This is a genomic window from Arthrobacter sp. Soil_N43 (assembly GCF_057655195.1).
This window is the reverse complement of record NZ_JBDGML010000085.1, coordinates 1-22,643: the sequence shown is the minus strand read 5'-3', so window position 1 is coordinate 22,643 and position 22,643 is coordinate 1. Positions and strand designations below refer to the sequence as shown.

Annotated in this window: 19 protein-coding genes, 1 pseudogene and 1 riboswitch; of the genes and pseudogenes, 5 read left to right on the top strand and 15 right to left on the bottom strand. The window is 67.2% G+C overall.

Annotated features, from left to right (window positions below):
* Both AC3A3W_RS10045 and AC3A3W_RS10040 read right to left on the bottom strand, forming a co-directional pair.
* Positions 1-181 (bottom strand): annotated as a pseudogene (locus AC3A3W_RS10045) (VOC family protein); the annotation flags it as partial.
* A gap of 78 nt (positions 182-259) precedes the next feature.
* On the bottom strand, positions 260-1,342 hold the full coding sequence (locus AC3A3W_RS10040) for an amidohydrolase family protein (RefSeq protein ID WP_487442417.1): 1,083 nt from the start codon (positions 1,340-1,342) through the stop codon (positions 260-262).
* Positions 1,343-1,404: 62 nt separating this feature from the next.
* Positions 1,405-1,512, top strand: a riboswitch (TPP riboswitch).
* Between AC3A3W_RS10040 and thiC the strand changes: the two genes are divergently transcribed.
* Entirely contained in the window at positions 1,507-3,339 is a 1,833-nt protein-coding gene (thiC, locus tag AC3A3W_RS10035; protein WP_487442415.1) for a phosphomethylpyrimidine synthase ThiC, read from the top strand. Its footprint overlaps the riboswitch before it by 6 nt.
* Positions 3,340-3,447: 108 nt before the next feature.
* On the opposite strand, the gene AC3A3W_RS10030 is transcribed toward thiC, so the two are convergent.
* The gene (locus tag AC3A3W_RS10030; RefSeq protein ID WP_487442413.1) at positions 3,448-4,182 is read right to left on the bottom strand and encodes an alpha/beta fold hydrolase; all 735 of its coding nucleotides are present in this window, start codon (positions 4,180-4,182) and stop codon (positions 3,448-3,450) included.
* Between the two features lie 53 nt (positions 4,183-4,235).
* The gene (gene ffh / locus AC3A3W_RS10025; protein ID WP_205653742.1) at positions 4,236-5,816 is read right to left on the bottom strand and encodes a signal recognition particle protein; all 1,581 of its coding nucleotides are present in this window, start codon (positions 5,814-5,816) and stop codon (positions 4,236-4,238) included.
* A gap of 143 nt (positions 5,817-5,959) precedes the next feature.
* Here ffh and AC3A3W_RS10020 point away from each other — a divergent pair, with 143 nt between their 5' ends.
* On the top strand, positions 5,960-7,363 hold the full coding sequence (locus tag AC3A3W_RS10020) for a glucose-6-phosphate dehydrogenase (protein ID WP_487442411.1): 1,404 nt from the start codon (positions 5,960-5,962) through the stop codon (positions 7,361-7,363).
* Between the two features lie 79 nt (positions 7,364-7,442).
* On the opposite strand, the gene AC3A3W_RS10015 is transcribed toward AC3A3W_RS10020, so the two are convergent.
* Together AC3A3W_RS10015 and AC3A3W_RS10010 are read right to left on the bottom strand one after the other, a co-directional pair.
* On the bottom strand, positions 7,443-7,781 hold the full coding sequence (locus AC3A3W_RS10015; RefSeq protein WP_131131786.1) for a P-II family nitrogen regulator: 339 nt from the start codon (positions 7,779-7,781) through the stop codon (positions 7,443-7,445).
* On the bottom strand, positions 7,778-9,139 hold the full coding sequence (locus AC3A3W_RS10010; protein ID WP_487442409.1) for an ammonium transporter: 1,362 nt from the start codon (positions 9,137-9,139) through the stop codon (positions 7,778-7,780). Before AC3A3W_RS10010 ends, AC3A3W_RS10015 begins: the two co-directional genes overlap by 4 nt.
* 228 nt (positions 9,140-9,367) lie before the next feature.
* On the opposite strand from AC3A3W_RS10010, the gene AC3A3W_RS10005 reads away from it, so the two are divergent.
* On the top strand, positions 9,368-10,627 hold the full coding sequence (locus tag AC3A3W_RS10005) for an MFS transporter (RefSeq protein WP_487442407.1): 1,260 nt from the start codon (positions 9,368-9,370) through the stop codon (positions 10,625-10,627).
* An 18-nt stretch (positions 10,628-10,645) separates the two neighbouring features.
* On the opposite strand, the gene ftsY is transcribed toward AC3A3W_RS10005, so the two are convergent.
* The 7 genes from ftsY to coaD all read right to left on the bottom strand — a co-directional run bounded on the left by ftsY (position 10,646) and on the right by coaD (position 18,755).
* Entirely contained in the window at positions 10,646-11,857 is a 1,212-nt protein-coding gene (gene ftsY, locus AC3A3W_RS10000) for a signal recognition particle-docking protein FtsY (protein ID WP_487442405.1), read from the bottom strand.
* 62 nt (positions 11,858-11,919) lie between these two features.
* Positions 11,920-15,534 (bottom strand): chromosome segregation protein SMC, encoded by a 3,615-nt coding sequence (gene smc / locus AC3A3W_RS09995; RefSeq protein ID WP_487442403.1) that lies wholly within the window; start codon positions 15,532-15,534, stop codon positions 11,920-11,922.
* 110 nt (positions 15,535-15,644) lie between these two features.
* Positions 15,645-16,604 (bottom strand): bifunctional DNA-formamidopyrimidine glycosylase/DNA-(apurinic or apyrimidinic site) lyase, encoded by a 960-nt coding sequence (gene mutM, locus AC3A3W_RS09990; RefSeq protein WP_487442401.1) that lies wholly within the window; start codon positions 16,602-16,604, stop codon positions 15,645-15,647.
* A 7-nt stretch (positions 16,605-16,611) separates the two neighbouring features.
* Positions 16,612-17,343 carry a ribonuclease III gene (gene rnc, locus AC3A3W_RS09985; RefSeq protein WP_487442399.1) on the bottom strand — a complete coding sequence of 244 codons (732 nt, stop codon included), beginning with the start codon at positions 17,341-17,343 and terminating at the stop codon, positions 16,612-16,614.
* Positions 17,344-17,364: 21 nt separating this feature from the next.
* Positions 17,365-17,568, bottom strand: coding sequence for a 50S ribosomal protein L32 (gene rpmF, locus AC3A3W_RS09980; protein ID WP_009356569.1), 204 nt, complete (start codon positions 17,566-17,568; stop codon positions 17,365-17,367).
* Between the two features lie 36 nt (positions 17,569-17,604).
* Entirely contained in the window at positions 17,605-18,129 is a 525-nt protein-coding gene (locus tag AC3A3W_RS09975) for a YceD family protein (protein WP_205653735.1), read from the bottom strand.
* A 143-nt stretch (positions 18,130-18,272) separates the two neighbouring features.
* Entirely contained in the window at positions 18,273-18,755 is a 483-nt protein-coding gene (gene coaD, locus AC3A3W_RS09970) for a pantetheine-phosphate adenylyltransferase (RefSeq protein ID WP_205653734.1), read from the bottom strand.
* 92 nt (positions 18,756-18,847) lie between these two features.
* On the opposite strand from coaD, the gene AC3A3W_RS09965 reads away from it, so the two are divergent.
* Both AC3A3W_RS09965 and AC3A3W_RS09960 read left to right on the top strand, forming a co-directional pair.
* Positions 18,848-20,056 (top strand): aminotransferase class I/II-fold pyridoxal phosphate-dependent enzyme, encoded by a 1,209-nt coding sequence (locus AC3A3W_RS09965; RefSeq protein ID WP_487442394.1) that lies wholly within the window; start codon positions 18,848-18,850, stop codon positions 20,054-20,056.
* Positions 20,057-20,079: 23 nt separating this feature from the next.
* Complete coding sequence (locus AC3A3W_RS09960; RefSeq protein ID WP_487442393.1) at positions 20,080-20,844, top strand: spermidine synthase; 765 nt, start codon at positions 20,080-20,082, stop codon at positions 20,842-20,844.
* A 19-nt stretch (positions 20,845-20,863) separates the two neighbouring features.
* Here the strand turns inward: AC3A3W_RS09960 and rsmD are convergent, their stop codons facing one another.
* Positions 20,864-21,475, bottom strand: coding sequence for a 16S rRNA (guanine(966)-N(2))-methyltransferase RsmD (gene rsmD / locus AC3A3W_RS09955; RefSeq protein ID WP_487442391.1), 612 nt, complete (start codon positions 21,473-21,475; stop codon positions 20,864-20,866).
* A 60-nt stretch (positions 21,476-21,535) separates the two neighbouring features.
* A partial coding sequence (locus AC3A3W_RS09950; RefSeq protein ID WP_487442389.1) for a helicase-related protein occupies positions 21,536-22,643 on the bottom strand: 1,108 nt, incomplete at its 5' end.

The window sequence follows — 22,643 nt, the reverse complement described above, 5'->3', positions numbered from 1 at the left end:
GGACCAGCGGGGTGTTGAGCCGACCAAGGTAGAGGCCGCCGTCCTGCTCGGCCACGACGTCAAGGCCGAGGGCCCTCTGGTAGTAATCGGTCATGAGCTTCATGTCTCCGACCTTGAGCATCACGGTGCCCATGGTGAGATCGGCAGGAAGAAGATCTTGGCTGCTGGCTGCTGGTGTCATGTGAGTACTCCCGACTCCCTCGCCACCGTATTTCGATGGTCTCTATACATCTAAATTACTTGAAGCTTCAATTTATTCCTAGCGGACGACACTCCCCCGCAACACGACCGCCTGCAGATGCCTGATGGTCCCGGGCGTTGCCCGCGGATCTTCCGCGCACACCACCACATCCGCGCTGGCGCCCTCGGCCAGGCCGTCCGCCCGCAGCCACCGGCGGGCCCTCCAGCACGCAGCATCCACAGCGGCCGCCGCGGGGAGCCCCGCAGCGTGGAGCGCGAGGATCTCATCCGCGATCCGACCGTGCCTGATCACGCTGCCCGCGTCGGTACCGGCGAAAATTTCCACGCCGGACTCCCAGGCTTCCCGGACCCGCTCGTTCCGGCGTTCCCACAGCGCCCGCATGTGGGCCGCGTAGCGGGGGAACTTGGGCTCTGCCTGGGCGGCAATGTCTGGGAACGTCGCGATGTTGACGAGCGTGGGCACGATCGGCACGTTCTGTTCCACGAACCGCGGGATGTGCCGCGGCAGGAGCCCCGTGGCATGTTCAATGCAGTCGATTCCGGCGTCCAGCATGTCGTCGAGGACGTCCTCACCGAAGCAGTGCGCGGTGACCCTTGCGCCCTCGTCATGGGCAGCACGGACCGCGTCCCGGACAGCCGCGGCCGGAAACGACGGCGCAAGGTCGCCGGCGTCGCGGTCGATCCAGTCGCCCACCAGCTTGATCCAGCCGTCCCCGGAACGCGACTGCTTCCGGACGGCCTCCACCAGGTCCTCCGGCTCAACCTCGATGGCGAAATTCCGCAGGTACCGGCGGGTCCGGGCGATGTGCCGTCCGGCCCGGATGATCCTCGGCGCCTCCGGGCGCCGCTGCAGCCACCGGGTGTCACTGACCACTCCGGCGTCCCGCACCAGCAGCGTGCCGGCGTCGCGGTCGGTCATCGCCTGGGCATAGGCCACGTCGTCGTCCACGGCGCCCGAAGGCCCGAGCCCGATGTGGCAGTGCGCGTCCACGAAGCCGGGCAGCACCCAGCCGTCGATGACCACATCCGGGCTGCGGCCCGGACGGTGAAAGGTCAGCTTGCCGTCCACGGCCCACAGGCCGGTCCGTTCCTGGTCCGGGCCGGTGAGCACCGTCCCGGTGAATTCGGTGATGCGCGCCATGAATCAAGCCTGTCACATCAGGGGTGGGCGGGCACCGGCACGCCGCCCTGTGGTAGCTTCGTCTACGACCACACGGGTGCCCCTGCAGGGGCTGAGATCGGGCTAGCGCAGCCTGCGACCGTTGAACCTGTCCGGGTAATGCCGGCGAAGGAAGTGAGCAGTAAATGAGCACCCAGAAAACACAGCTGATCCCTGCCCAAAACGAAACTGCCCGTAACGAGGCAGCGCAAGGCGGGACCGGCGAAGACACCACCCAATCGCTGAAGTCGCATTCCCTGGCGTACATCGAGGGCGACGGCCTCCGCGTTCCGGTCACGGAAATCGCCCTGGAGCCGTCACCCAGCGGGGAACAGAACGAGCCGTTCCGGGTCTACCGGACGGCCGGTCCGGGCAGCGACCCCGTCGTGGGACTTGCGCCGTTCCGCGCGGAATGGATTGCAGCCCGGGGCGACACCGAGCCCTACAGCGGCCGGGAAAGGAACCTGCTCGACGACGGCAAGTCGGCCGTGCGCCGCGGTGCGGCGTCCGCGGAGTGGAAGGGCGCGCAGCCGGTGCCCCGCCGCGCCGTCGGCGGTAAGACGGTAACGCAGATGCACTATGCCCGGCAGGGCATCATCACCCCGGAGATGCGGTTCGTGGCGCTCCGGGAGAACTGCGACGTTGAGCTGGTCCGCAGCGAAGTGGCGGCCGGGCGCGCCATTATCCCGAACAACATCAACCACCCCGAGTCCGAGCCAATGATCATCGGCAAGGCATTCCTGGTGAAGATCAACGCCAACATCGGCAACTCGGCCGTAACGAGCTCCATTGCCGAAGAGGTGGACAAGCTGCAGTGGGCCACCCAGTGGGGCGCGGACACCGTGATGGACCTCTCCACCGGCGATGACATCCACACCACCCGCGAGTGGCTGATCCGCAACTCACCGGTCCCCATCGGCACCGTCCCCATCTACCAGGCGCTGGAAAAGGTCAACGGCGAAGCCAACGCCCTGACGTGGGAGATCTTCCGCGACACCGTGATCGAGCAGTGCGAGCAGGGCGTGGACTACATGACCATCCATGCCGGGGTCCTGCTGCGCTACGTTCCCCTGACAGCCAACCGGGTGACCGGCATCGTCTCCCGCGGCGGCTCGATCATGGCCGGCTGGTGCCTCGCGCACCACCAGGAGAACTTCCTGTACACCCACTTCGACGAGCTGTGCGAGATCTTCGCGAAGTACGACGTCGCCTTCTCCCTCGGTGACGGCCTGCGGCCCGGTGCCACCGCGGACGCCAACGACGCCGCCCAGTTCGCCGAGCTGGACACCCTGGCCGAGCTGACCCAGCGGGCTTGGGAGTACGACGTGCAGGTCATGGTCGAAGGGCCCGGCCACATCCCGTTCCACCTGGTGCGGGAGAACGTGGAGCGCCAGCAGGAGCTGTGCAAGGGCGCCCCGTTCTATACGCTTGGGCCGCTGGTCACGGACATCGCCCCGGGCTACGACCACATCACCTCCGCCATCGGCGCCACGGAAATCGCCCGCTACGGCACCGCGATGCTCTGCTACGTGACGCCCAAGGAACACCTGGGCCTGCCGAACAAGGACGACGTCAAGACCGGCGTGATCACGTACAAGATCGCCGCCCACGCCGCGGACCTCGCCAAAGGCCACCCTGGAGCCAACGAGAGGGACGATGCCCTGTCCAAGGCGCGCTTCGAGTTCCGCTGGCGGGACCAGTTCGCCCTGTCCCTGGACCCGGTGACCGCCGAGGCATTCCACGACGAGACGCTGCCGGCCGAACCGGCCAAGACCGCGCACTTCTGCTCGATGTGCGGACCCAAGTTCTGCTCCATGCGCATCAGCCAGGACATCCGCAACGAGTACGGCTCGGCGGAAGCACAGGCTGCGCTGGCCGAAATGGCCGAAGGGATGCGGGAGAAGAGCCAGGAGTTCCTGGCCGCCGGCGGGAAGGTCTACCTGCCGGAGCTGAAGCTCCCCGAGACGGCCCGCCAGTAAGGGCCTTTTCGGGCCCCGTCCGGCAGGCGTTGGGGGCCGGCCGGACGCGGGCCCGGCGGGACGGCGGCCCAGGCGGGACGCCGCCTGGAAGCAGGCGCGGGGTAAGGGTCAGGATGCCCGCGGCCGCTGCCGCCGGCTGACCTCTGCAATGAAGGACCGGATAAGGCGGTCGCCCTCCACGGAGTCCTGGGGCCGGTGCCCTCCCGCAGCAGTGCGGTGCAGGGCGCCGGTCTCCCGCAGGTAACCGGCGATTTCCTCATAGAGTGGCTCCCAGCCGCCCGTGAGAACCAGGGTGGGGACGCCGGGAACGATCTGCAACGGCGCCTGCCAGGGCGGTGCCTGCAGCCGCAGCCGCCTCGCGGCGCGCTGGGCCTCCGGGGTACTCGGAGCGTGGCCTTCCGCGGCAAAGGCACGCCGCAGAAACTCCCGCTCATAGTCGTCGTCGCCGAGCTGGTGCCGGACCTCGAAGAGGGGCTCCATCAGCGCGCGGTGAGCCGCCGTGGCGGGCAGTTCGGCGGTCAGCGACAGGCAGGCCGGTTCCACGAGCGTCAGCGAGAACACGAGGTCGGGCCGTTCGACGGCAGCCATCATCGCGGCGATCGCGCCCTGGGCGTGGGCAACGATGTGGCCGCCGGCCCCGCCCCGGCCATCGTCTGCCAGCGACCGCAGCACGATCCGGGCGTCTTCGGCGAAGTCCGTTTCCAGCGGCTCGGCCTCGGCATCGAACCCGTGCCGCCGCAGGAAGAGGGCGTCGTATTGCAGGGCCATGCCGTGCTGGCGCGGCCAAGCGGCGGAGCCGAAGCTTCCGGCACCGTGGACGAACACTACCCGCTGCTTAAACATGACCCAACCTTATGGCAGCGGTCCGACATCCGGGCAGGCAGGCATGGCCGCGCCTACTTGCCGAGGAACTTGTCGAAGCCCTTGGGAAGGTTCATCTGGGACGGATCGAAGTCGCCGCCCTGCTGGCCGAAGGAGGCGCCCGTGGGAAGCGCCTTGGCTGCGCTGGCGCGCCGGGCCTCCGCATCACGGAGCTCCTGGGCTGCCTTGGCGGGGTTGCCCGAACGGGCCTTCTTCTTCGGCGCGCTCTTGGCGCCCTTGCGTGCGCCACCGCCGCCGCCCATGCCCGGCATTCCGGGCATTCCTGGCATGCCACCGCCCTGCGCCATCTTCTTCATCATCTTCTGGGCCTGGCCAAAGCGCTCGAGCAGGCCGTTGACCTCGGAGACGTGCACACCGGAGCCCCTGGCGATGCGGGCGCGGCGTGAGCCGTTGATGATCTTGGGGGCGAGCCGCTCGTGCGGGGTCATGGAACGGACGATCGCCTCGACGCGGTCGATCTCGCGCTCGTCGAACTGTTCCAGCTGCTGGCGGATGTTCTGGGCGCCGGGCATCATCATGAGCATTTTCTTCATGGAGCCCATGTTGCGGATCTGCTGCATCTGGGCGAGGAAGTCATCCAGCGTGAAGTCTTCCTGGTCGGCGAATTTCTTCGCCATCCGGGCAGCTTCGTCCTTGTCCCAGGACTTCTCAGCCTGCTCGATCAGGGTGAGGACGTCGCCCATGTCGAGGATCCGGGACGCCATGCGGTCCGGGTGGAACATTTCGAAGTCGTCCACGCCTTCGCCGGTGGACGCGAACATCACAGGCTTTCCGGTGACCGACGCAACGGACAGCGCGGCACCGCCGCGCGCGTCGCCGTCGAGCTTTGACAGCACGACGCCGGTGAAGTTGACGCCTTCATCGAAGGCCATCGCCGTGTTCACGGCGTCCTGGCCGATCATGGCGTCGATCACGAAGAGGACTTCGTTGGGGACGATGGCCCGGCGGATCTGCCGCGCCTGTTCCATCATGTCGGCGTCGACGCCGAGGCGTCCGGCCGTGTCCACGATGACGACGTCATGCAGCTTCTGACGGGCCTCTTCCACGCCGGCCCGGGCGACGGCGACCGGGTCGCCGGCCGGGTGCTCCAGCTCGGAGGTCGCGCCGGGGTGCGGGGCGAAGACGGGGACGCCGGCACGCTGGCCGACGACCTGCAGCTGGGTCACGGCGTTGGGGCGCTGGAGGTCGCAGGCGACGAGGATGGGGCTGTGGCCCTGGCCCTTCAGCCACTTGGCGAGCTTGCCCGCGAGGGTGGTCTTACCCGCGCCCTGGAGGCCGGCGAGCATGATGATGGTGGGCCCGGTCTTGGCCTTGCGGATGCGGCGGGTCTCGCCGCCGAGGATCTCCACGAGCTCCTCGTTGACGATCTTCACAATCTGCTGGCTGGGGTTCAGCGCCCCGGACACCTCGGCGCCGAGGGCGCGTTCACGGACCTGGCCGGTGAATTCACGGACCACGGGCACGGCAACGTCGGCGTCCAGCAGGGCCCGCCGGATCTCACGGACTGTGGCGTCGACATCTGCCTCGGTGAGGCGGCCCTTGCCACGGAGATTCTTGAAGGTTGCTGTCAACCGGTCAGAGAGTGAATTGAACACGCGCCGTGCACTTCTTTCAGTGGATGTACGGATGGCGGCCCTGCGGCACACCAGCGTCTCGGCTGCTGTTGCCAGCTGCGTCGACGACGGGACTCGACTATCTAGGGTACCAAGACGGGCCTGCAAGATGGCATGCTGGCACAGTGACGAGCCAAACTACTGTAAAAACGCTGCTCATCCTCGGTGCTTCCGGCGACCTGACGGGACGGCTCCTGCTTCCGGGGCTGGCCCGCCTGGTGGCTACCGGCCGCGCGGCCGGCCTCCGGCTCGTGGGTGCCGGCTCCGATCCGTGGCCGCAGGAGCAGTGGCAGGACCGCGTCCACACGGCCTTCGCCGACGCAGCCGGTAGGGCCGATGATGCCGGGAAGCAGGCCCTCGCGGCGCTCGAAGAAGCTACGGCCTACCGCCAACTGGACGTCACCGCCGACGGACCCCTGGCCTCACTGCTGGCTGAGCTCGAGGGCCCCGTGGCCGTCTACTTCGCATTGCCGCCCCAGGTGAGCCAGAAAGCCTGCGAAATCCTGCAGCCGGGCCAGGTCCCGGCCGGCACCCGCCTCGTCATGGAGAAGCCCTTCGGCTCGGGTGAAGAGTCGGCGCGCGAACTGAACCGCACGCTCCTGACCCTCGTGCCGGAAGACCACATCCACCGCGTGGACCATTTTCTGGGCAAGGCCACCGTCCTGAATATCCTGGGCCTCCGCTTTGCCAACAACTTTCTGGAGCCCGTCTGGAACCGTGGGCACATAGCAAAAGTGGAGATCATCTTCGACGAGGACCTGGCCCTCGAGGGCCGGGCCCGCTATTACGACGGCGCCGGGGCGCTGCGGGACATGATCCAAAGCCACCTTCTGCAGATCATGGCGCTGATGGCCATCGAACCTCCGGCCACGATCGGCGAGCGCGACCTCCGGGACGCCGTGGCCGCCGTGCTTCGCGCCAGCAGCATCAAGGCTCCGTACCAGGCCAGCACGCGGCGTGCCCGCTACACCGCCGGGAGCATGGACGGCAGGACGGTCCCGGACTACGTCGAGGAGCAGGGCGTGGACCCGGGGCGAAACACGGAAACGCTCGCCGAGGTCCGGGTGGACATCGACAATTGGCGCTGGAAGGACGTGCCCTTCATCTTGCGTTCGGGCAAGGCGCTCGGGGAAAAGCGGAAGGAAGCCGTGGTGACCTTCCGGCCGGTCCCCCACCTGCCCGGCGGATTCACGGGCATCGACGCCCCGAACAAGCTCAGGATCGGTTTCGGGCCGGACACGCTGGAGCTCGACGTCGACGTCAACGGCCCCGGGGACATCTTCCGCCTGGACCGCACCACGCTCCTCGCCGAGCTGAGCGCCTCCGAGCTGCTCCCCTACGGGGAAGTCCTCGAAGGTGTCCTGACCGGCGACCCCCTGCTGTCCGTCCGCGGCGATACTGCCGAGGAATGCTGGCGGATCGTTGGGCCGGTGCTCGAGGCCTGGGCCAGCAACGCCGTCCCGCTCGAGGAGTACGACGCCGGCACGTCCGGCCCTGAGGGTTGGTTGGGTTCCGCACGGACCAACTAGCTCCGGGCGCGCAAGAAGGGCCGGTCACCCAGAGGTGACCGGCCCTTGCGGCATTGCCTGCGGCTGCCGGGTGGCGGTTTCAGATGGCGGCTACGCCACGTTCACCTGTCCGCACCCGCACTGCTTCAAAGACATCCATGGTCCAGACCTTGCCGTCGCCTGCGCGGCCGGTGTTGGAACTGGCGATGATGACGTCGAGGATGTCATCAGCCTGTTCGTCCGTGGCCAGAACCTCCACGCGGATCTTGGGCAGCAGGTCCACGTTGTACTCGGCACCCCGGTAAACCTCGGTGTACCCCCGCTGCCGGCCGTAGCCGCTGGCTGCACTGACCGTCAAGCCCTGGACCCCGTAGGCCTCCAGGCCTTCCCGGATGGATTCGAGCTTCTCCGGTCGGACGATTGCTGTGATCAGTTTCATGCCCCCACGCTTTCCTTGCCTGATGCTGTCTCGGTCTTCTGCTCTTCTGTTCCTGCGGGCACGGAGTCCGTACCGCTGGTCGGGGCGTTGCCCTTGATCAGTTCATGCAGCGGCTGGAAGCTGCCGCCGTGGCCGCCGACACCGAACTCGTAGGCGGTCTCGGCGTGCAGGCTGAGGTCCACGCCCACCGCTTCCTGTTCCTGGGAAACCCGGAAGCCCATGGTCTTGTGGATCGCCAGTGCGATGATCAGCGTCAGAATGGCCGAGTAGGCGATGGCGATGCCGGCCGCTGCCAGCTGTGCCCAGAGCTGGGCGGGGCCGCCGCCGTAGAACAGGCCGCCGCCGACGCCGTCCGTCGGAAGGGCGATGAAGCCCAGCGCCACGGTGCCGATGATGCCCGAGACCAGGTGGACGCCGACAACGTCGAGCGAGTCATCAAAGCCCCAGCGGAACTTCAGGCCGACGGCAAGGGCAGATGCGGCACCGGCCACGAGGCCGAGCCCCAGGGCACCGACGGGGCTGACGTTTGCACAGGCCGGGGTGATGGCGACCAGGCCGGCGACGACGCCGGATGCAGCGCCCAGGGAGGTGGGGTGTCCGTCACGGACACGTTCGGTGATGAGCCAGCCAATCATGGCTGCGGCAGGTGCCGCCAGGGTGTTGACCCAGATCAGGCCGCCCTGCTCGGCGGTAGAGGCCAAGCCGCCGTTGAAGCCGAACCAGCCGAACCAAAGAATAGCCGCGCCGAGCATGACGAACGGGATGTTGTGCGGGCGGTGGTTCGGGTCCTTGCCGAAGCCCTTGCGGTTGCCGATGATGAGAACGAGGATCAGAGCCGCCACACCGGCGTTGATGTGGACCACGGTGCCGCCGGCGAAGTCGATGGCCGGGCCGAGTGCCTGGCCGATCGCGCCTTCCTCGCCGAACAGGCCGCCGCCCCAGACCATGTAGGCCAACGGGCAGTAGACCAGGGTTACCCAGACGGGCACGAACACGGTCCACGCGCCAAACTTGGCGCGGTCCGCGATGGCTCCGCTGATCAGGGCAACTGTGATGATGGCGAAGGTTGCTCCATAGCCGACAAGGATGAGGCCGTCCGGTTCCGTAATGCCCTCAAGACCGAAGTTGGCGAGCGGGTTCCCGACCATCTGCAGGAAGCCATCGCCGCCCGTCATGGAGTAGCCCCAGAGTACCCACACAACGCTCACGATGCCGATGGAGATGAAGCTCATCATCATCATGTTCAGTGCTGCCTTGGCGCGCGTCATGCCGCCGTAAAAAAATGCCAGACCTGGTGTCATGAACAGCACGAGTGCCGCCGCCACCATGAGCCATACGTGACCTGCGGTAAGTTCCATGGTGCACGTCCTCCCTGTGATCGATGTTGCGGATGTATCCGCTTGGCCAACGCCATTTGCGTCCTACATAAAGTTTTGCCCCGGTGTGTTTCGCTGGCGGAGGATTTAGATTGCCGCCCTGTTACAAGAACCTCCCGGAAGTAAATGGTGCATATCTGGCTTGTTACGGTTATGTTTCAGCGTTCGCAATCCCGCTTTTCCCGCCCGCATTCCAAGGATCACCGCGCCATGCCCCTTCTCCCCCGTCCTGCCTCCGGAAGACCGCGGTTCCCAGCCGTCAGGCGGACCGGAGATGCCCGGCTGCCCCGTGACATCAAGGTGATGCTCGTTGCGGCGTTCCTTATCGCCCTCGGTTTCGGGCTTGTGGCGCCGGTGCTTCCGCAGTTCGCCACCACTTTCGACGTCGGTGCTACTGCAGCGGCCGTGATTGTCAGCATCTTCGCGTTCATGCGACTCGTGTTCGCTCCCGCGGGCGGGGCGCTGATCGGGCGGCTGGGCGAGCGGCCGGTCTACGTCGCGGGGCTGCTGATTGTGGCGGCATCCACGGCAGCCTGCGCCTTCGCACAGGACTACTGGCAGCTGCTGATCTTCCGGGGCCTCGGCGGCGCCGGGTCCGTCATGTTCACGGTGGCGTCCATGGCACTCGTGATCAGGCTGGCCCCTCCGGAAAGCCGCGGCAGGGTTTCGGGAGCCTATGCCTCAGCATTCCTGATCGGCAACGTCTGCGGACCCATCGTGGGAGGCCTGCTGGCAGGCTTTGGGCTGCGGGTTCCGTTCCTCGCCTATGCGGCAGCACTGGTCCTGGCAGCGCTCGTGGTGCAGACGCAGCTTAGCCATGTGCCGGGCGCCGGCGGCCGCGACGGATCAGCCGCGCCGGACATGAAATTTGGTGAGGCCCTGGCCGACAGCGCCTACCGCGCGTCGCTGTTCTCGAGTTTCGCCAACGGCTGGGCCACGTTTGGCGTACGGATGGCCACGGTGCCCCTGTTCGCGGTCGCCGCGCTTGGTGCCGGCCCGGAGGCGGCCGGCTGGGCACTGGCGGTATTTGCCGCCGGAAACGCCGTCGCCCTCACGTTTTCGGGGAGGCTTGCTGACAGTCTTGGCCGCAAGCCGCTGATGATCGCCGGGCTCGTGGTCACCGGCACGGCAACAGGCGGGATCGGACTCACGCAGGGCCTGGGCTGGTTCCTGGCCGCCTCGATGCTTGCCGGCGTGGGCGCCGGGCTGCTGGGGCCTGCGCAGCAGGCAGCTGTGGCCGACGTGATCGGCCGTGAACGGTCCGGCGGCCGGGTGCTCGCCGCCTACCAGATGACCGCCGACATCGGAGCCATCCTCGGGCCGGTGTTCGCCGGCCTCCTGGCGGATGCGCTCGGGTACGGCTGGGCGTTCGCGGCGACGGGCGGGGTGCTGCTGCTGGCGGCAATCGCGTGGCTGCTGGCCCGCGAGACTGCGGTGCGGCACCCCTCGGAGGCGCCGCAACCGCATTAGGCAGTACTCGCGGCGGTGCTAGTTCAACAGCGCGTCGACGAATCCCTCGGTTTCGAAGGGCGCCAGGTCGTCCGCGCCTTCGCCGAGCCCGATGAGCTTGACGGGCACTCCGAGGGTCTTCTGGATGGCGACGACGATGCCGCCCTTGGCCGTCCCGTCCAGCTTGGTGAGGACGATGCCGGTGATGTTCACGACTTCAGCGAAAACCTTGGCCTGGTTGAGCCCGTTCTGCCCGGTCGTGGCGTCGAGCACGAGCAGCACCTCGTCAACCTCTGCAAGCTTCTCGATGACGCGCTTGACCTTGCCGAGCTCGTCCATGAGGCCAACTTTGTTCTGCAGGCGCCCGGCGGTGTCGACCATGACGACGTCGACTTCCTGGTCGATCCCGGCCTTGACCGCCTCGTAGGCGACCGAGGCCGGGTCCGCGCCGTCGATGTCGGATTTGACGGTCGGCACGCCTACCCGCTGCCCCCACGTGGCCAGCTGCTCCGAGGCGGCCGCGCGGAAGGTGTCTGCGGCGCCCAGCAGAACGTCCTTGTTCTCCGCGACGAGGACGCGGGCCAGTTTGCCGACGGTGGTGGTCTTTCCGACTCCGTTGACGCCGACCACCAGCATCACGGCTGGCTTGTCCGCGTGGCGTTCGACCCGGAGGCTCCGGTCCATGGTGGGGTCGACCAGCTTGATCAGCTCTTCGCGGAGGAGGGCTTTCACGTGCTCCGGCGAACGCGTGCCGAGGACCTTCACCCGCTCGCGGAGGGCATCCACCAGCTCCATGGTGGGTTCGGTGCCGAGGTCGGCCAGGAGCAGGGTCTCCTCCACTTCATCCCAGACGTCCTCGTCGATCTTGTCGCTGGACAGCAGCGCCAGGAGGCCCTTGCCCAGGACATTGTTCGACTTGACGAGGCGCTCCCGGAGGCGCGTGAGGCGTCCTTCAACAGGCAGCGGGGTCTCGACGGCGATGGTTTCCAGGCCGGCTACATCGTCGGGAACCTCGGTGACAAGGCCGCCTTCGACGTCGACGCCGTCGGGCGCCCTCCGTCCCGGAGCCGCCACCGGGCGGTCCTCGAGGAGGGTCCCTCCGCCGCCCGGCGGCAGCACGGGATCGTTGGCGTCGCGGGTTCCGGGGTACTGCTTCCCGGACTTCCGCGCCTTGAGCAGCACCGGGACCAGCCCGCCGATGACCACCAGGGCAGCGAGAATGGGCAGAAGAATTGGAAGGAGTTCGTTCACACTCCCTAGCTTCTCATAACAGCCGCGGGCGCTGCGGGCGGGGCCCCAACTGTACGTTCGCGCTAGACGTCGGCTCCCAGGCGCTGGCTGATCACTGTGGAGACGCCGTCTCCCCGCATGGTGACCCCGTAGAGAGCGTCCGCCACCTCCATGGTGCGTTTCTGGTGGGTGATGACGATGAGCTGGCTGGATTCGCGGAGTTCTTCGAAGATCGTGATGAGGCGGCCCAGGTTGGTGTCGTCCAGCGCCGCCTCCACCTCGTCCATCACATAGAAGGGTGAGGGCCGGGCCTTGAAGATTGCCACGAGCAGCGCCACGGCCGTCAGGGAGCGTTCGCCGCCCGACAGCAGCGAGAGTCGCTTGATTTTCTTTCCTGCCGGCCGCGCCTCAACCTCGATGCCGGTTGTCAGCATGTCGTCGGGGTCGGTGAGGACCAGCCGTCCCTCCCCTCCCGGAAACAGCCGGGAGAAGACGTGGACGAACTGCGCCGAGGTGTCCGCGAACGCCTCCGCGAAGACTTTCTGTACGCGGTCGTCGACTTCCTTGATGATGTCCAGCAGGTCCTTGCGGCTGGACCTGAGGTCTTCCAGCTGCGTGCTCAGGAACTGGTGCCTCTCTTCCAGCGCCGCGAATTCCTCCAGCGCCAGCGGATTGACCTTGCCCAGCGACGCGAGGTCCCGTTCTGCCTTGCGCAGCCGCTTTTCCTGCTCGTCGCGGACGAAGGGCTTCCCCGCCACGAGTGGTTTGCCGTCGTCATCGACGGGTGCCCGGAGCTCCGCCCATTTGTCGGCGGATCCTGCTGCCGGCAGCGGGACCGGCCGGTCCGGTCCGTAGTCCCCCACCAGCTGGTCGGCTGTCAGGCCCAGCTCTTCGATGGATCTGTTCTCCAGGGCTTCGATCCGGAGTTTCTGCTGGGTACGAGCCAGTTCGTCGCGGTGCACCGAGTCTGTCAGATCGGCGAGCTCGCGGGCGAGGACGTCGTTGGCAGTACGGACGTCGGCCAGTTCGCGGTCCCGCTGCTCGCGGTTTTGCTCTGCAATGTCGCGCTCCATGCCGGCCAGGTCGACGGAGGCGTCACTGAACCGGATGATGTGGTCCACGGCCTCTGCCACGGCAGCGGCCCGGCGGGCCTGGATCCTGCGGCGGCGCGCCCGCTCGGCCGCCTCTTCCCGGGCCCGGCGTTCGGACGCGGCAGCCCGTTCCAGTGAGGTCGCCCGGTTGCGGATGGCGGACAGCTGCTCCTCGGCGCTGCGCAGCGACAGCCGGGCGTCCATCTCTGCGGACCGCGCGAGGGCTGCGGCAGCGGCCAGCGCATCACGCTCATCGGTGGACGGCTCCGCTTCGGCAGGTGCCTCCTGGGCGGCGGCGAGCCGCGCGGCAATGGTAGTGAGGGCTTCCTGTTCGGTCGCGATGCTGGCTTCGGCCCGTGCCAGCGACGCTGCGAGCCTGTCGCTCTCGCCCACTGCGCTGCGCAGCACGGAGTTCAGGTGGCCAAGCCGTTCGGCCACGGCCGCGAGGCGTGCGTCGGAGTCATGGAGCCGTTCGAGGGCCGCATCCGCGCGGTCCTGCGCACCGGTCCGGCGCGATTCTGCTCCGGCCAAAGCGAAACGGTTTTGCTCCAGTCCGGCGGTGACCGCGGCGAGTCTTGATGCGGCGTCGTCGACGGCGGCCTGCACCTCGAGCAGCGAAGGCGCCTTGGCGGAGCCGCCGGTGACGGTGAAGGCGGTGAAGACGTCGCCTGCCAGCGTGACCGCGGTCAGCTCCGGCCGCTCGCCGATCAGGGCGGCGGCGGATTCAAGATCGTCGACCACGGCGATGCGCGCGAGCAACTGCTGCACGGCTGCCCCTGCGGGGCCGGTGGCAGTCATCAGTTCGGTTGCCCACCGGGCACCCTCGGGCAGCGCCGCGTCCTGCATCTCAGCCGCCGCCTGCGCTTCACCGGCCGGAGGGCTGCCCGGCTCCGGATGGGCTTCGAGCAGCAGTGTTGCGCGGCCGGCGTCGTCGTCCTTCAGGAGCTGCAGCACAGCTGCGGCCGATCCGCTGTCCCGCACCACCACGGCGTCTGAGGCGCTGCCGAGAGCTGCGGCAATCGCGGCCTCGCAGCCGGGCGTTACCGCCAGCTCCGAGGCGAGGGGCCCGACGATGCCCGGCAGGCCGGCGCCGAGGACGTGTTCGGAACCGTCCTTGCGGTTCAGGCCCAGGCTCAGGGCATCGTGCCGGGCCTTGAGTGCGTCGCGTTCCCTCAGCGCCTCGCGCTCGGCGCTCCGCAGGGAATCGATCTCTGCCAGGACGGCGTCCAGCTCCGCACTGGCTTCCTCGTACTCCGCATCGAGGGACTCCTCTCCCTCCTCCACCCCGGCGACTTGGGATTCCAGTGCAGTGAATTCGGACTGGGCCTGCTTCCTGCGTTCCTCGCCGGCAGCCTTGGATTCCCGCAGGCGGCCCACTTCGGCCTGCGCTGATTCGACCCTCGATCTCGCCGCCGCAACCTGGCCGGCCAGCCTCGCCAGGCCTTCGCGCCGGTCGGCCGCTGCCCGCAGGGCGGCTGTGAGGCGCCTTTCCTCGGCAGCAGCGGCGCTTTCCGCCTCGGTTTTTGCCGCGGTGGCGGCTTCCAGGGCATTGCGCCTGCCGACGATGTGCTGTTCGAGTTCCGCCTGCTCGGTCCGGACGCGGGCAGCCTGCCGCTCCAGCTGGTCTGGGTCCCGGCCCGGCTCGGGGGCGGCGTCCGCTGAGCCCAGCAGCCGGCACCGTTCCCGCGCCAGTGACCCGAGGGACCGCAGCCGCTCGCGCCCGGCCGAGAGCTGGTACCACGTGTCCCGCGCCGCATTAAGCCGGGGCGTGGCTGCAGCGGCAAGCTGCTCCAGCGTCGCCTGGCGCTGGCGGCCGGCCTCGAGATCCCGTTCGACGACGGCCCGCCGCGCCTTCAGCGCGGTTTCGTCGGCAACTTCTTGGGCAAGGTTGTTGCGGAGCTGGACGAGGTCGTCGGCCAGCAGCCGTGCCCGGGCGTCCCGGACGTCGAACTGCACCGTCTGGGCACGCCGCGCAATCTCGGCCTGTTTGCCCAGCGGCGTGAGCTGCCGCCGGATTTCGCCGGTGAGGTCGCTGAGCCTCTGCAGATTGGCCTGCATGGCCTCGAGCTTGCGGACGGTCTTTTCCTTGCGCCGCCGGTGCTTCAGAATGCCCGCGGCTTCCTCAATGAACCCTCGCCGGTCCTCGGGCGTGGCATGCAGCACCTTGTCGAGCTGCCCCTGGCCGACGATGACGTGCATCTCCCGTCCCAAGCCCGAATCGGAGAGCAACTCCTGGATGTCCAGTAGACGGCACGCGGCACCGTTGATGGCGTACTCGGAACCGCCGGTGCGGAAGAGTGTGCGGGAGATCGTCACTTCGCTGTATTCAATGGGCAGCGCGCCATCGGCGTTGTCGATGGTGAGGGAGACGTGTGCCCGTCCCAACGGCGGCCGGCCGGCGGTACCGGCGAAGATGACGTCTTCCATCTTGCCGCCGCGGAGGGTCTTGGCTCCCTGCTCCCCCATGACCCAGGACAAGGCATCGACCACATTGGACTTGCCAGAGCCGTTGGGCCCCACCACCGCAGTGACGCCGGGCTCAAAGTCGAAGGTCGTCGCCGAGGCAAAGGACTTGAAGCCCCTGACGGTCAGACTTTTGAGGTGCAAGGTGTTTCGGATCTCCTGAATGGCGGCAGCGGCTGCGTTCCTGCCCTAAATCTACTGCCACGAAGCCCGGATTCCGCGGATTTACGGCGTTCCGGCCACCGAGATAACGGTCACCAGCGGCCGTTGCGGGGCCGCGGCTGGCATACGGGACAGGTATAGGAGGAACGGTTCATGAACATGTCGCGCCGCATCAGGGACACGATGCCGGACGCGGCGCACCGGCGGCATTGTTCTCCTTCGCGGCCGTAGGCGTCCAGGGAACGCTCGAAATAGCCCGAGGCGCCGTTGACGTTCACATAGAGGGAGTCGAAACTCGTCCCGCCGGCCTCCAGGGCGTCAAGCATGACCTCCCGGGCCGCGGTGAGGACGCGCTCAGCTTCTGCCCGCCGCAGGGTATCGGTGGGGCGGGCGTAGTGGAGTTTCGCCCGCCAGAGGGCCTCGTCCGCATAGATGTTGCCGATTCCGGACACCAGGCCCTGATCGAGGAGGGCCCTCTTCAGGCCGGTCTTGCGGCTCCGCAGCCGGCGGTAAAAGTTCCCAAACGAGAAGTGCGGGTCCAGGGGGTCGCGCGCGATGTGCGCCGCCTCTTCGGCGATCAGCGGCAGCGGCTTTTCGGCGAGCCCGCCCGGCCCGGAGTCGTCCGTCGGAACCAGCGACGTGACGAAGAGGCCGCCGAAGATCCGCTGATCGACGAACCGGAGCTGCCCCGGCGTTCCGTCGCGCGGGCTCAACCGAAGACGGACTTTGAGGTGCTTCTCGTCCGGCGCGGCGCTGTCCTGCATCAGGAGTTGGCCGCTCATGCCGAGATGGGCCATCAGCGCCACTGTCGGGAGTTCACCGGCTTTCCCCGTAACGGCGCCGGCCTCCTGCAGCGGCATCCACAGGAATTTCCCGCGGCGCACAATGTCCAGGACCGTGGCCCCTTCGAGGTTCCCGGCGAAGTCCTCCGGCCCCAGGGCATGGCGCCGCACGGACCTCGGGTCTACGACGTCGACGCCGGTGATGGTCCGGCCGAGAACCCAGCTGACCAGGCCGCGGCGGACCACCTCCACCTCGGGAAGTTCAGGCACCGGTCACCTAGTTGCTGGCAGCGGATTCCGGAGACGCGTCCGCCGCATCCGTGCCTGTGCCTGTGCCGGAAAGTTTCCGCCACGCGTCGGCCGCAGCTTCCTGCTCCGCTTCCTTTTTGGAGTGCCCGGATCCCCTGCCGCAGGCTTTGCCGCCAATCTGCAGCTCCGCGATGAACGTCCGCGCGTGGTCCGGCCCGGAGCCCTCCACTGCGTAGTAGATGCTGCCAAGCTGCCTGCCGGCGGCCAGCTCCTGAATGCTGGTCTTCCAGTCGGTGCCGGCCCCGAGGGCGGCGGCGTCCTTCAGGAGAGGACCGATCAGGCGCATCACCAGCTGCCGGGCGGTCTCGATGTCGTTGGAGACGTAGGTGGCACCGATGAGCGCCTCCATGGTGTCAGCCAGGATCGAGGCTTTGTTCTTGCCTTCGGTGAGCTTCTCGCCCTGCCCAAGGTAGATGTAGTCACCAATGCCCAGGCTGCGTCCGATGCCCGCAAGGGCGCGGGTGCTGACCACGGCCGAACGCCGCTTCGCGAGGTCGCCTTCGGGAAGCGTCGGGTTATCGCGGTACAGCGCGTCCGTTACTGAGAATCCCAGAATGGAGTCGCCCAGGAACTCTAGACGTTCGTTGGTGGGAATGCCGCCGTTTTCGTAGGCGTAGGAACGGTGTGTCAGAGCAAGACGAAGCGTCCCGGCGTCAATGAAGACACCGAGACGCTTCAAAAGCTCTTCAGTTGAAGACATCCTTTTCAGCCTGTGGGCCGATTAGACGTCCGCGACCTTGCGGCCCTTGTACTCAAGGAACAGCGCAGTGCCAGCCGAGTCGGTAACGACCTTTGCCTGGTGCGGCAGGCTGTAAGTAACCTGGCCGTTCTCGACGGTCTTCACCAGGTGGGGGGCAGTCGCCTTCCACTGGGAGCGGCGGGCGCGGGTATTCGAGCGAGACATTTTCCGCTTGGGAACAGCCACGGCTAACTCATTTCTCTCTAGAAAAACACTTACAAATCAATTTTGCCGGTCAGGCTTAGCCAGATCAGCTAGGGCAGCCCAGCGAGGGTCTACGACCTCGTGGTGGTGCCCCGGCTCGTCTTCCAGGCGCGCTCCACATTCGGAACACAGGCCCTGGCAGTCTTCCCGGCACACCGGCTGGAACGGCAGCATGGTTACAACTGCGTCCCGCAACACCGGCTCAAGATCGATCAGATCGTGCTCGACTCGACGTTGCTCTTCATCGTCTTCTTCGTCGGAAGGCAAGGCGCCCTCGTAGAAGAAAAGTTCTTGCACATTGACTTCAAGGTCATACGCAAGGGGATCCAGGCATCGGCCGCACTCGCCGGTTACTTCGGCGACTGCGGTTCCTGATACCAGAATTCCTTCGTGTACGGCCTCAAGCCTCAGGTCCAGCTCGATGTCCGAGCCTTCCTGAACGCCAATGAGCGCCACGCCAAGATCACTTGGCGCGGGTACATGTTCCGTCAGTGTACGCATGCTCCCCGGACTGCGTCCGAGGTCCTTGACATCAAGCATCAAGGGCGAACTAGCATCTCGCTTAATGAGAACTCCTGTTGAACATATGACCGACGTACTATCTTAGCCCGAAGTCCGTGAAGGACTCAAACCGGATGCCGGCCACGGGCGCCGGAATGTACCGGTCAAGCTTACCCTCTTGCCGGCTAGCCGGACGCAGGCCCCGCCAGGAGACGTTTCAGGACGGACCTCGGCACAAACTCCGACACGTTGCCGCCAAGCGTGAATACTTCCTTGATCAGTGTCGAAGACAGGTGCAGGTAGTGCGATTCGGCGGGCAGGAACACCGTTTCCACGCCGCTGAGCTGGCGGTTCATGGTGGCCATGGGCAGTTCGTAGTCGAAATCCGACGACGACCGCAGGCCCTTGACGATGGCCGAGACACCCCGCTGGCGGCAGTACTCGGCAAGGAGGCCCTCGCCGACCGGTTCCACGACGATGCCGCGCAGGGAGGCAAGCGTCTCCTTGGCCATCTCGATCCGGTCCTCCAAGGGAAAGCGGTACTTCTTGGCGTAGTTGGTGGATACTGCCACGATCACTTCGTCGAAGAGGCTCGCGGCTCGGGCGATGACCTCGAGGTGTCCATTGTGGATGGGGTCGAAGGAGCCTGGGCATACAGCGCGTCTCATGCTCCGAACCTACCGCATCTGCGAGCCGGGATACCATGATTTGATGCATCGGCCGCGTGGCAGGGCGGGCTGAACGGACAGGCAGGACGGCAATGACTCAGACACTTCCGGCGCCGTGGCAGCGCGCTGCCACGGGGGCCAACCTCCTAGCCCCGGACGGCACCCTGGGCGTCACGATTTTCGAGGAAATGACCACCCTGGCCGTCCGGACCGGGGCCATCAACCTCGGCCAGGGCTTTCCGGATGAGGACGGCCCCGCGGAGATCAAAGCCGCGGCCCAGGCGGCCATCGCCCAGGGTTCAAACCAATACGCACCGGGCAAGGGGATCCCCGAACTCCGTCAGGCCATCGCGGCACACCAGCAGCGTTTCTACGGGCTGGCCCCGGACCCCGACACCGAAATCATCGTCACCACGGGCGCCACCGAAGCGATCGCCGCTTCATTGATGGCGCTGGTGGGCCCGGGCGACGAAGTCCTGACCTTCGAACCGTTCTATGACTCCTACGGCGCGATCATCGGCCTGTCCGGAGCCACCCACGTCACGGCGCCGTTGCTGGCCCCGGACTTCATGCCCGATCTCGCCGCCCTTGAAGATGCCTTCAGCAGCCGTACCAGGGCCGTGCTCATCAACAATCCGCACAATCCCACCGGAGCCGTCTTCCCGGCGGATGTCCTCCAGCGCGTGGTCGATCTGGCGCGGCAGCACGGCGCCCTCATCATCACGGACGAGGTCTATGAGCACCTCACGTTCGGCGTGCGACACATCCCGGTTGCCACCCTTCCCGGGGCTGCCGAGCGGACCATCACCATCTCCTCGGCAGGGAAGACCTTCTCCTTCACGGGCTGGAAGGTCGGCTGGCTGAGCGGCCCGGAGCACCTGGTCTCGGCGATCCGGACCGTGAAGCAGTTCCTTACCTACAGTTCCGGCACGCCGTTCCAGAGCGCCATCGCCACCGGGCTGGGATTGCCCGACTCCTTTTACGAGGACATCGCGGTCACGCTTGGCAAGAAGCGCGACATCCTGAGCGACGGCCTCCGGGCGGCCGGCCTGGACGTGTTCACCCCGAAGGGCACGTATTTCGTGAACGTCGACACCTCTCCACTGGGGATCCGCGATTCCGTGGAGCTCGCCCGCCGGCTGCCCGCACTCGTGGGCGTGGCCGCCATCCCGGTTCCGGTGTTCTGCCACCCGGAAGGCGCCGAGCGGACCAGGAGCCTGCTGCGGTTTGCCTTCTGCAAGAAGACCGAAGTCCTTGAGGAAGCGGCCGCCCGGCTGGCGACACTGCGGGACAGGCTCTGACAGCGGTGGATGGCCCGGCACCGGTGTCCCGTTACCTGCGCAGCGCCGGCCAGCACGCCGTCATCGAACCCGACACGTACACCGACGGCGGCTTCGTGCTCAGCATCGGCGGGGCGGAACAGTCGCATGTCGACCTGGCCGACCCGGAGGACATCTTCTACGAGTACCTTCGCAGGATCGGTCATCTGGTGGATCTGGCCGGCCCATGGGGCGAGCCGGTCACGGCACTGCACCTTGGAGCCGGCGCACTGACCCTGGCCCGCTACATCCAGGCCACCCGCCCCGGTTCCCTGCAGTACGCGGTGGAATTGGAACGGGAACTGCTGGACTTCGTGCTGGAGCAGCTGCCGCTGCCCGAGGGAACCCGGCTGCACACGGTCATTGGCGACGCCCGCGCAGCACTGGCGGAGCTTCCCGCCGAGGTGCGCTTCGACGTCGTGATCCTGGACATCTTCTCGGGCCCCGAGGCTCCGGAGCACCTGGCCTGCACGGAGTTCTACGCGGAAGCAGCGGCACTGCTGTCCGAACGGGGCGTGCTGATCGTGAATGTCGGCGACGAGCCGGGCCTTACCCTGGTCCGCAGCCAGGTCGCGGCGCTGCGGCGCGCCATGACGGACGTGGCCGCCGTCGCCGAGTCCGGCATGTTCACGGGCCGGTATCCGGGGAACATCATCCTGGCCGGTACGCAGAAGCCCTGGCCGGCCGAATGGACTGCCGCCCTGACTGCCCGGGGGCCGCATCCGGCCAAGGTGCTGGCCGGGGTGGAATTGGACCCGTTCTCAGGCTGACGCCTAGTAGTTAGTACACCTAGTCCTCCGCCGCCTGGCCCAGGTCCACGTCCACTTCCTGGTCGCTGGCCGGTTCGGCAAACCACAGCCGCGTCTCGCCATACTTTTTTTCTGCGAACCGTTCCAGGGCTGCGGGCCAGGACGGTTCCGGGGACCTGGACGACCGTTCCACCACCACCACGGCCCCGACCGCCAGGTGCCGGCCCAGTTTCGCCAGGACGGCGCCCAGTGCCGGTTCGTCCAAGGGGTACGGGGGGTCCAGGAATGCCACGTCCCACTGGATGTCTTCGGCCGTCCGCTCCAGGAATGGCTCCACCCGCGAACGGTGCACGGTGACTGCCTTCCGGCCCAGCACGGTGTTGATCAGGTCCGCGTTCCGCTGGCACACAGCGCTGGCCCTGGCATCAGACTCCACCAGGTCAACGGTCTGCGCTCCCCTGCTGGCACTCTCCACGCCCAGTGATCCGGAGCCGGCGTACAGGTCAACAACGCGCGCACCGGCCAGGACGTCGAAGGCGTCCAGCCGGGAAAAGAGGGCCTCCTTGACGCGGTCGGTGGTGGGCCGCGTCAGCGAACCCGGCACGCTGACCAGCGGTGTCCCCCCCGCAGCGCCTGCCACGATCCGGCTCATGCTGCCGGCCCCGGTTCCGTCCGGCGTGCGGTTGCGTCGGGTCCCAGCGCATCAGTGGTGCTAGCCGCGTTCAAGGAACGCCTCCTTTTCGGGGTTGAGGTAGTCGTTGATGGCTTCCGCCAAAACCGGGTGGTCCGCGAGTGACGGATCGCGGCCCACAATCTCCTGGGCATCCTGCCGGGCGCGGGCGATGATGTCCTCGTGCTCCAGCACCCTCAAAAGTTTCAGCGTGGACCTGCCGCCGGATTGGGACGCACCGAGGATGTCGCCCTCGCGCCGCAGCTTGAGGTCCTCCTGGGACAGCTCGAACCCGTCGGTGGTCGCCGCGACGGCGTCCAGCCTGCGGCGGCTGGGATGTCCCGGTTCGAGCGTGGTGACCAGGAGGCAGGTGCCCGGGTGCCCTCCGCGGCCCACCCGGCCCCGCAGCTGGTGGAGCTGCGATATCCCGAAGCGGTCAGCATCCAGGATGACCATCAGGGTGGCGTTGTGGACGTCCACTCCCACCTCGATCACTGTGGTGGACACCAAAAGCTTCGTTTCGTTGGCCGTGAACGATGCCATGGTCCCTGATTTCACGGTCGGATCCTGGCGCCCGTGCAGGGGCGCCAGGGGTATCCCGGCCAGCGCCGGTTCCTCCCGGAGATATTCGACGACGGCAGTCACCGAGGCGAGCTCGCGCGCGGCACCGTCATCCTCCAGGTCCCCGGCCCCCGGTTCCGCTTCGCCGGGACTGAAGTCGCCGTCGTCGTCCGTTCCGATCTTTGGGCACACAACGTAGACCTGGTGCCCGGCGTCGATCTCTTCCCTGGACCGTGACCAGATCCGTGACGCCCAGCCGGGGTTCTCCGCCAGGCCCACGACGTGCGTGGTGATCGGTGCCCTGCCGGCCGGCAGTTCGTCGAGCACGGACGTTTCGAGGTCCCCGAACACTGTCATGGCCACGGTGCGGGGAATCGGTGTGGCCGTCATGACCAGAAGGTGCGGGGGCTTGCTCGCCTTGCCCCTGAGGGCATCGCGCTGCTCCACACCGAACCGGTGCTGCTCGTCCACCACGATGAGGCCGAGGTCGTAGAAGGAGACGTTGTCGCTGAGCAGGGCGTGCGTGCCGATGACGATCCCGGCAGTTCCGGACGCGGCGTCGAGCAGTGCCTGCTTGCGCGCGGCGGTG

What these genes read in the sequence shown, in the direction of transcription:
- AC3A3W_RS10040 (WP_487442417.1), bottom strand. Translation starts at nt 1,342, where the DNA reads ATGGCGCGCATCACCGAATTCACCGGGACGGTGCTCACCGGCCCGGAC.
- thiC (WP_487442415.1), top strand. Translation starts at nt 1,507, where the DNA reads ATGAGCACCCAGAAAACACAGCTGATCCCTGCCCAAAACGAAACTGCC.
- AC3A3W_RS10030 (WP_487442413.1), bottom strand. Translation starts at nt 4,182, where the DNA reads ATGTTTAAGCAGCGGGTAGTGTTCGTCCACGGTGCCGGAAGCTTCGGC.
- AC3A3W_RS10015 (WP_131131786.1), bottom strand. Translation starts at nt 7,781, where the DNA reads ATGAAACTGATCACAGCAATCGTCCGACCGGAGAAGCTCGAATCCATC.
- AC3A3W_RS10010 (WP_487442409.1), bottom strand. Translation starts at nt 9,139, where the DNA reads ATGGAACTTACCGCAGGTCACGTATGGCTCATGGTGGCGGCGGCACTC.
- AC3A3W_RS10005 (WP_487442407.1), top strand. Translation starts at nt 9,368, where the DNA reads ATGCCCCTTCTCCCCCGTCCTGCCTCCGGAAGACCGCGGTTCCCAGCC.
- rnc (WP_487442399.1), bottom strand. Translation starts at nt 17,343, where the DNA reads ATGTCTTCAACTGAAGAGCTTTTGAAGCGTCTCGGTGTCTTCATTGAC.
- coaD (WP_205653734.1), bottom strand. Translation starts at nt 18,755, where the DNA reads ATGAGACGCGCTGTATGCCCAGGCTCCTTCGACCCCATCCACAATGGA.
- AC3A3W_RS09965 (WP_487442394.1), top strand. Translation starts at nt 18,848, where the DNA reads ATGACTCAGACACTTCCGGCGCCGTGGCAGCGCGCTGCCACGGGGGCC.
- rsmD (WP_487442391.1), bottom strand. Translation starts at nt 21,475, where the DNA reads ATGAGCCGGATCGTGGCAGGCGCTGCGGGGGGGACACCGCTGGTCAGC.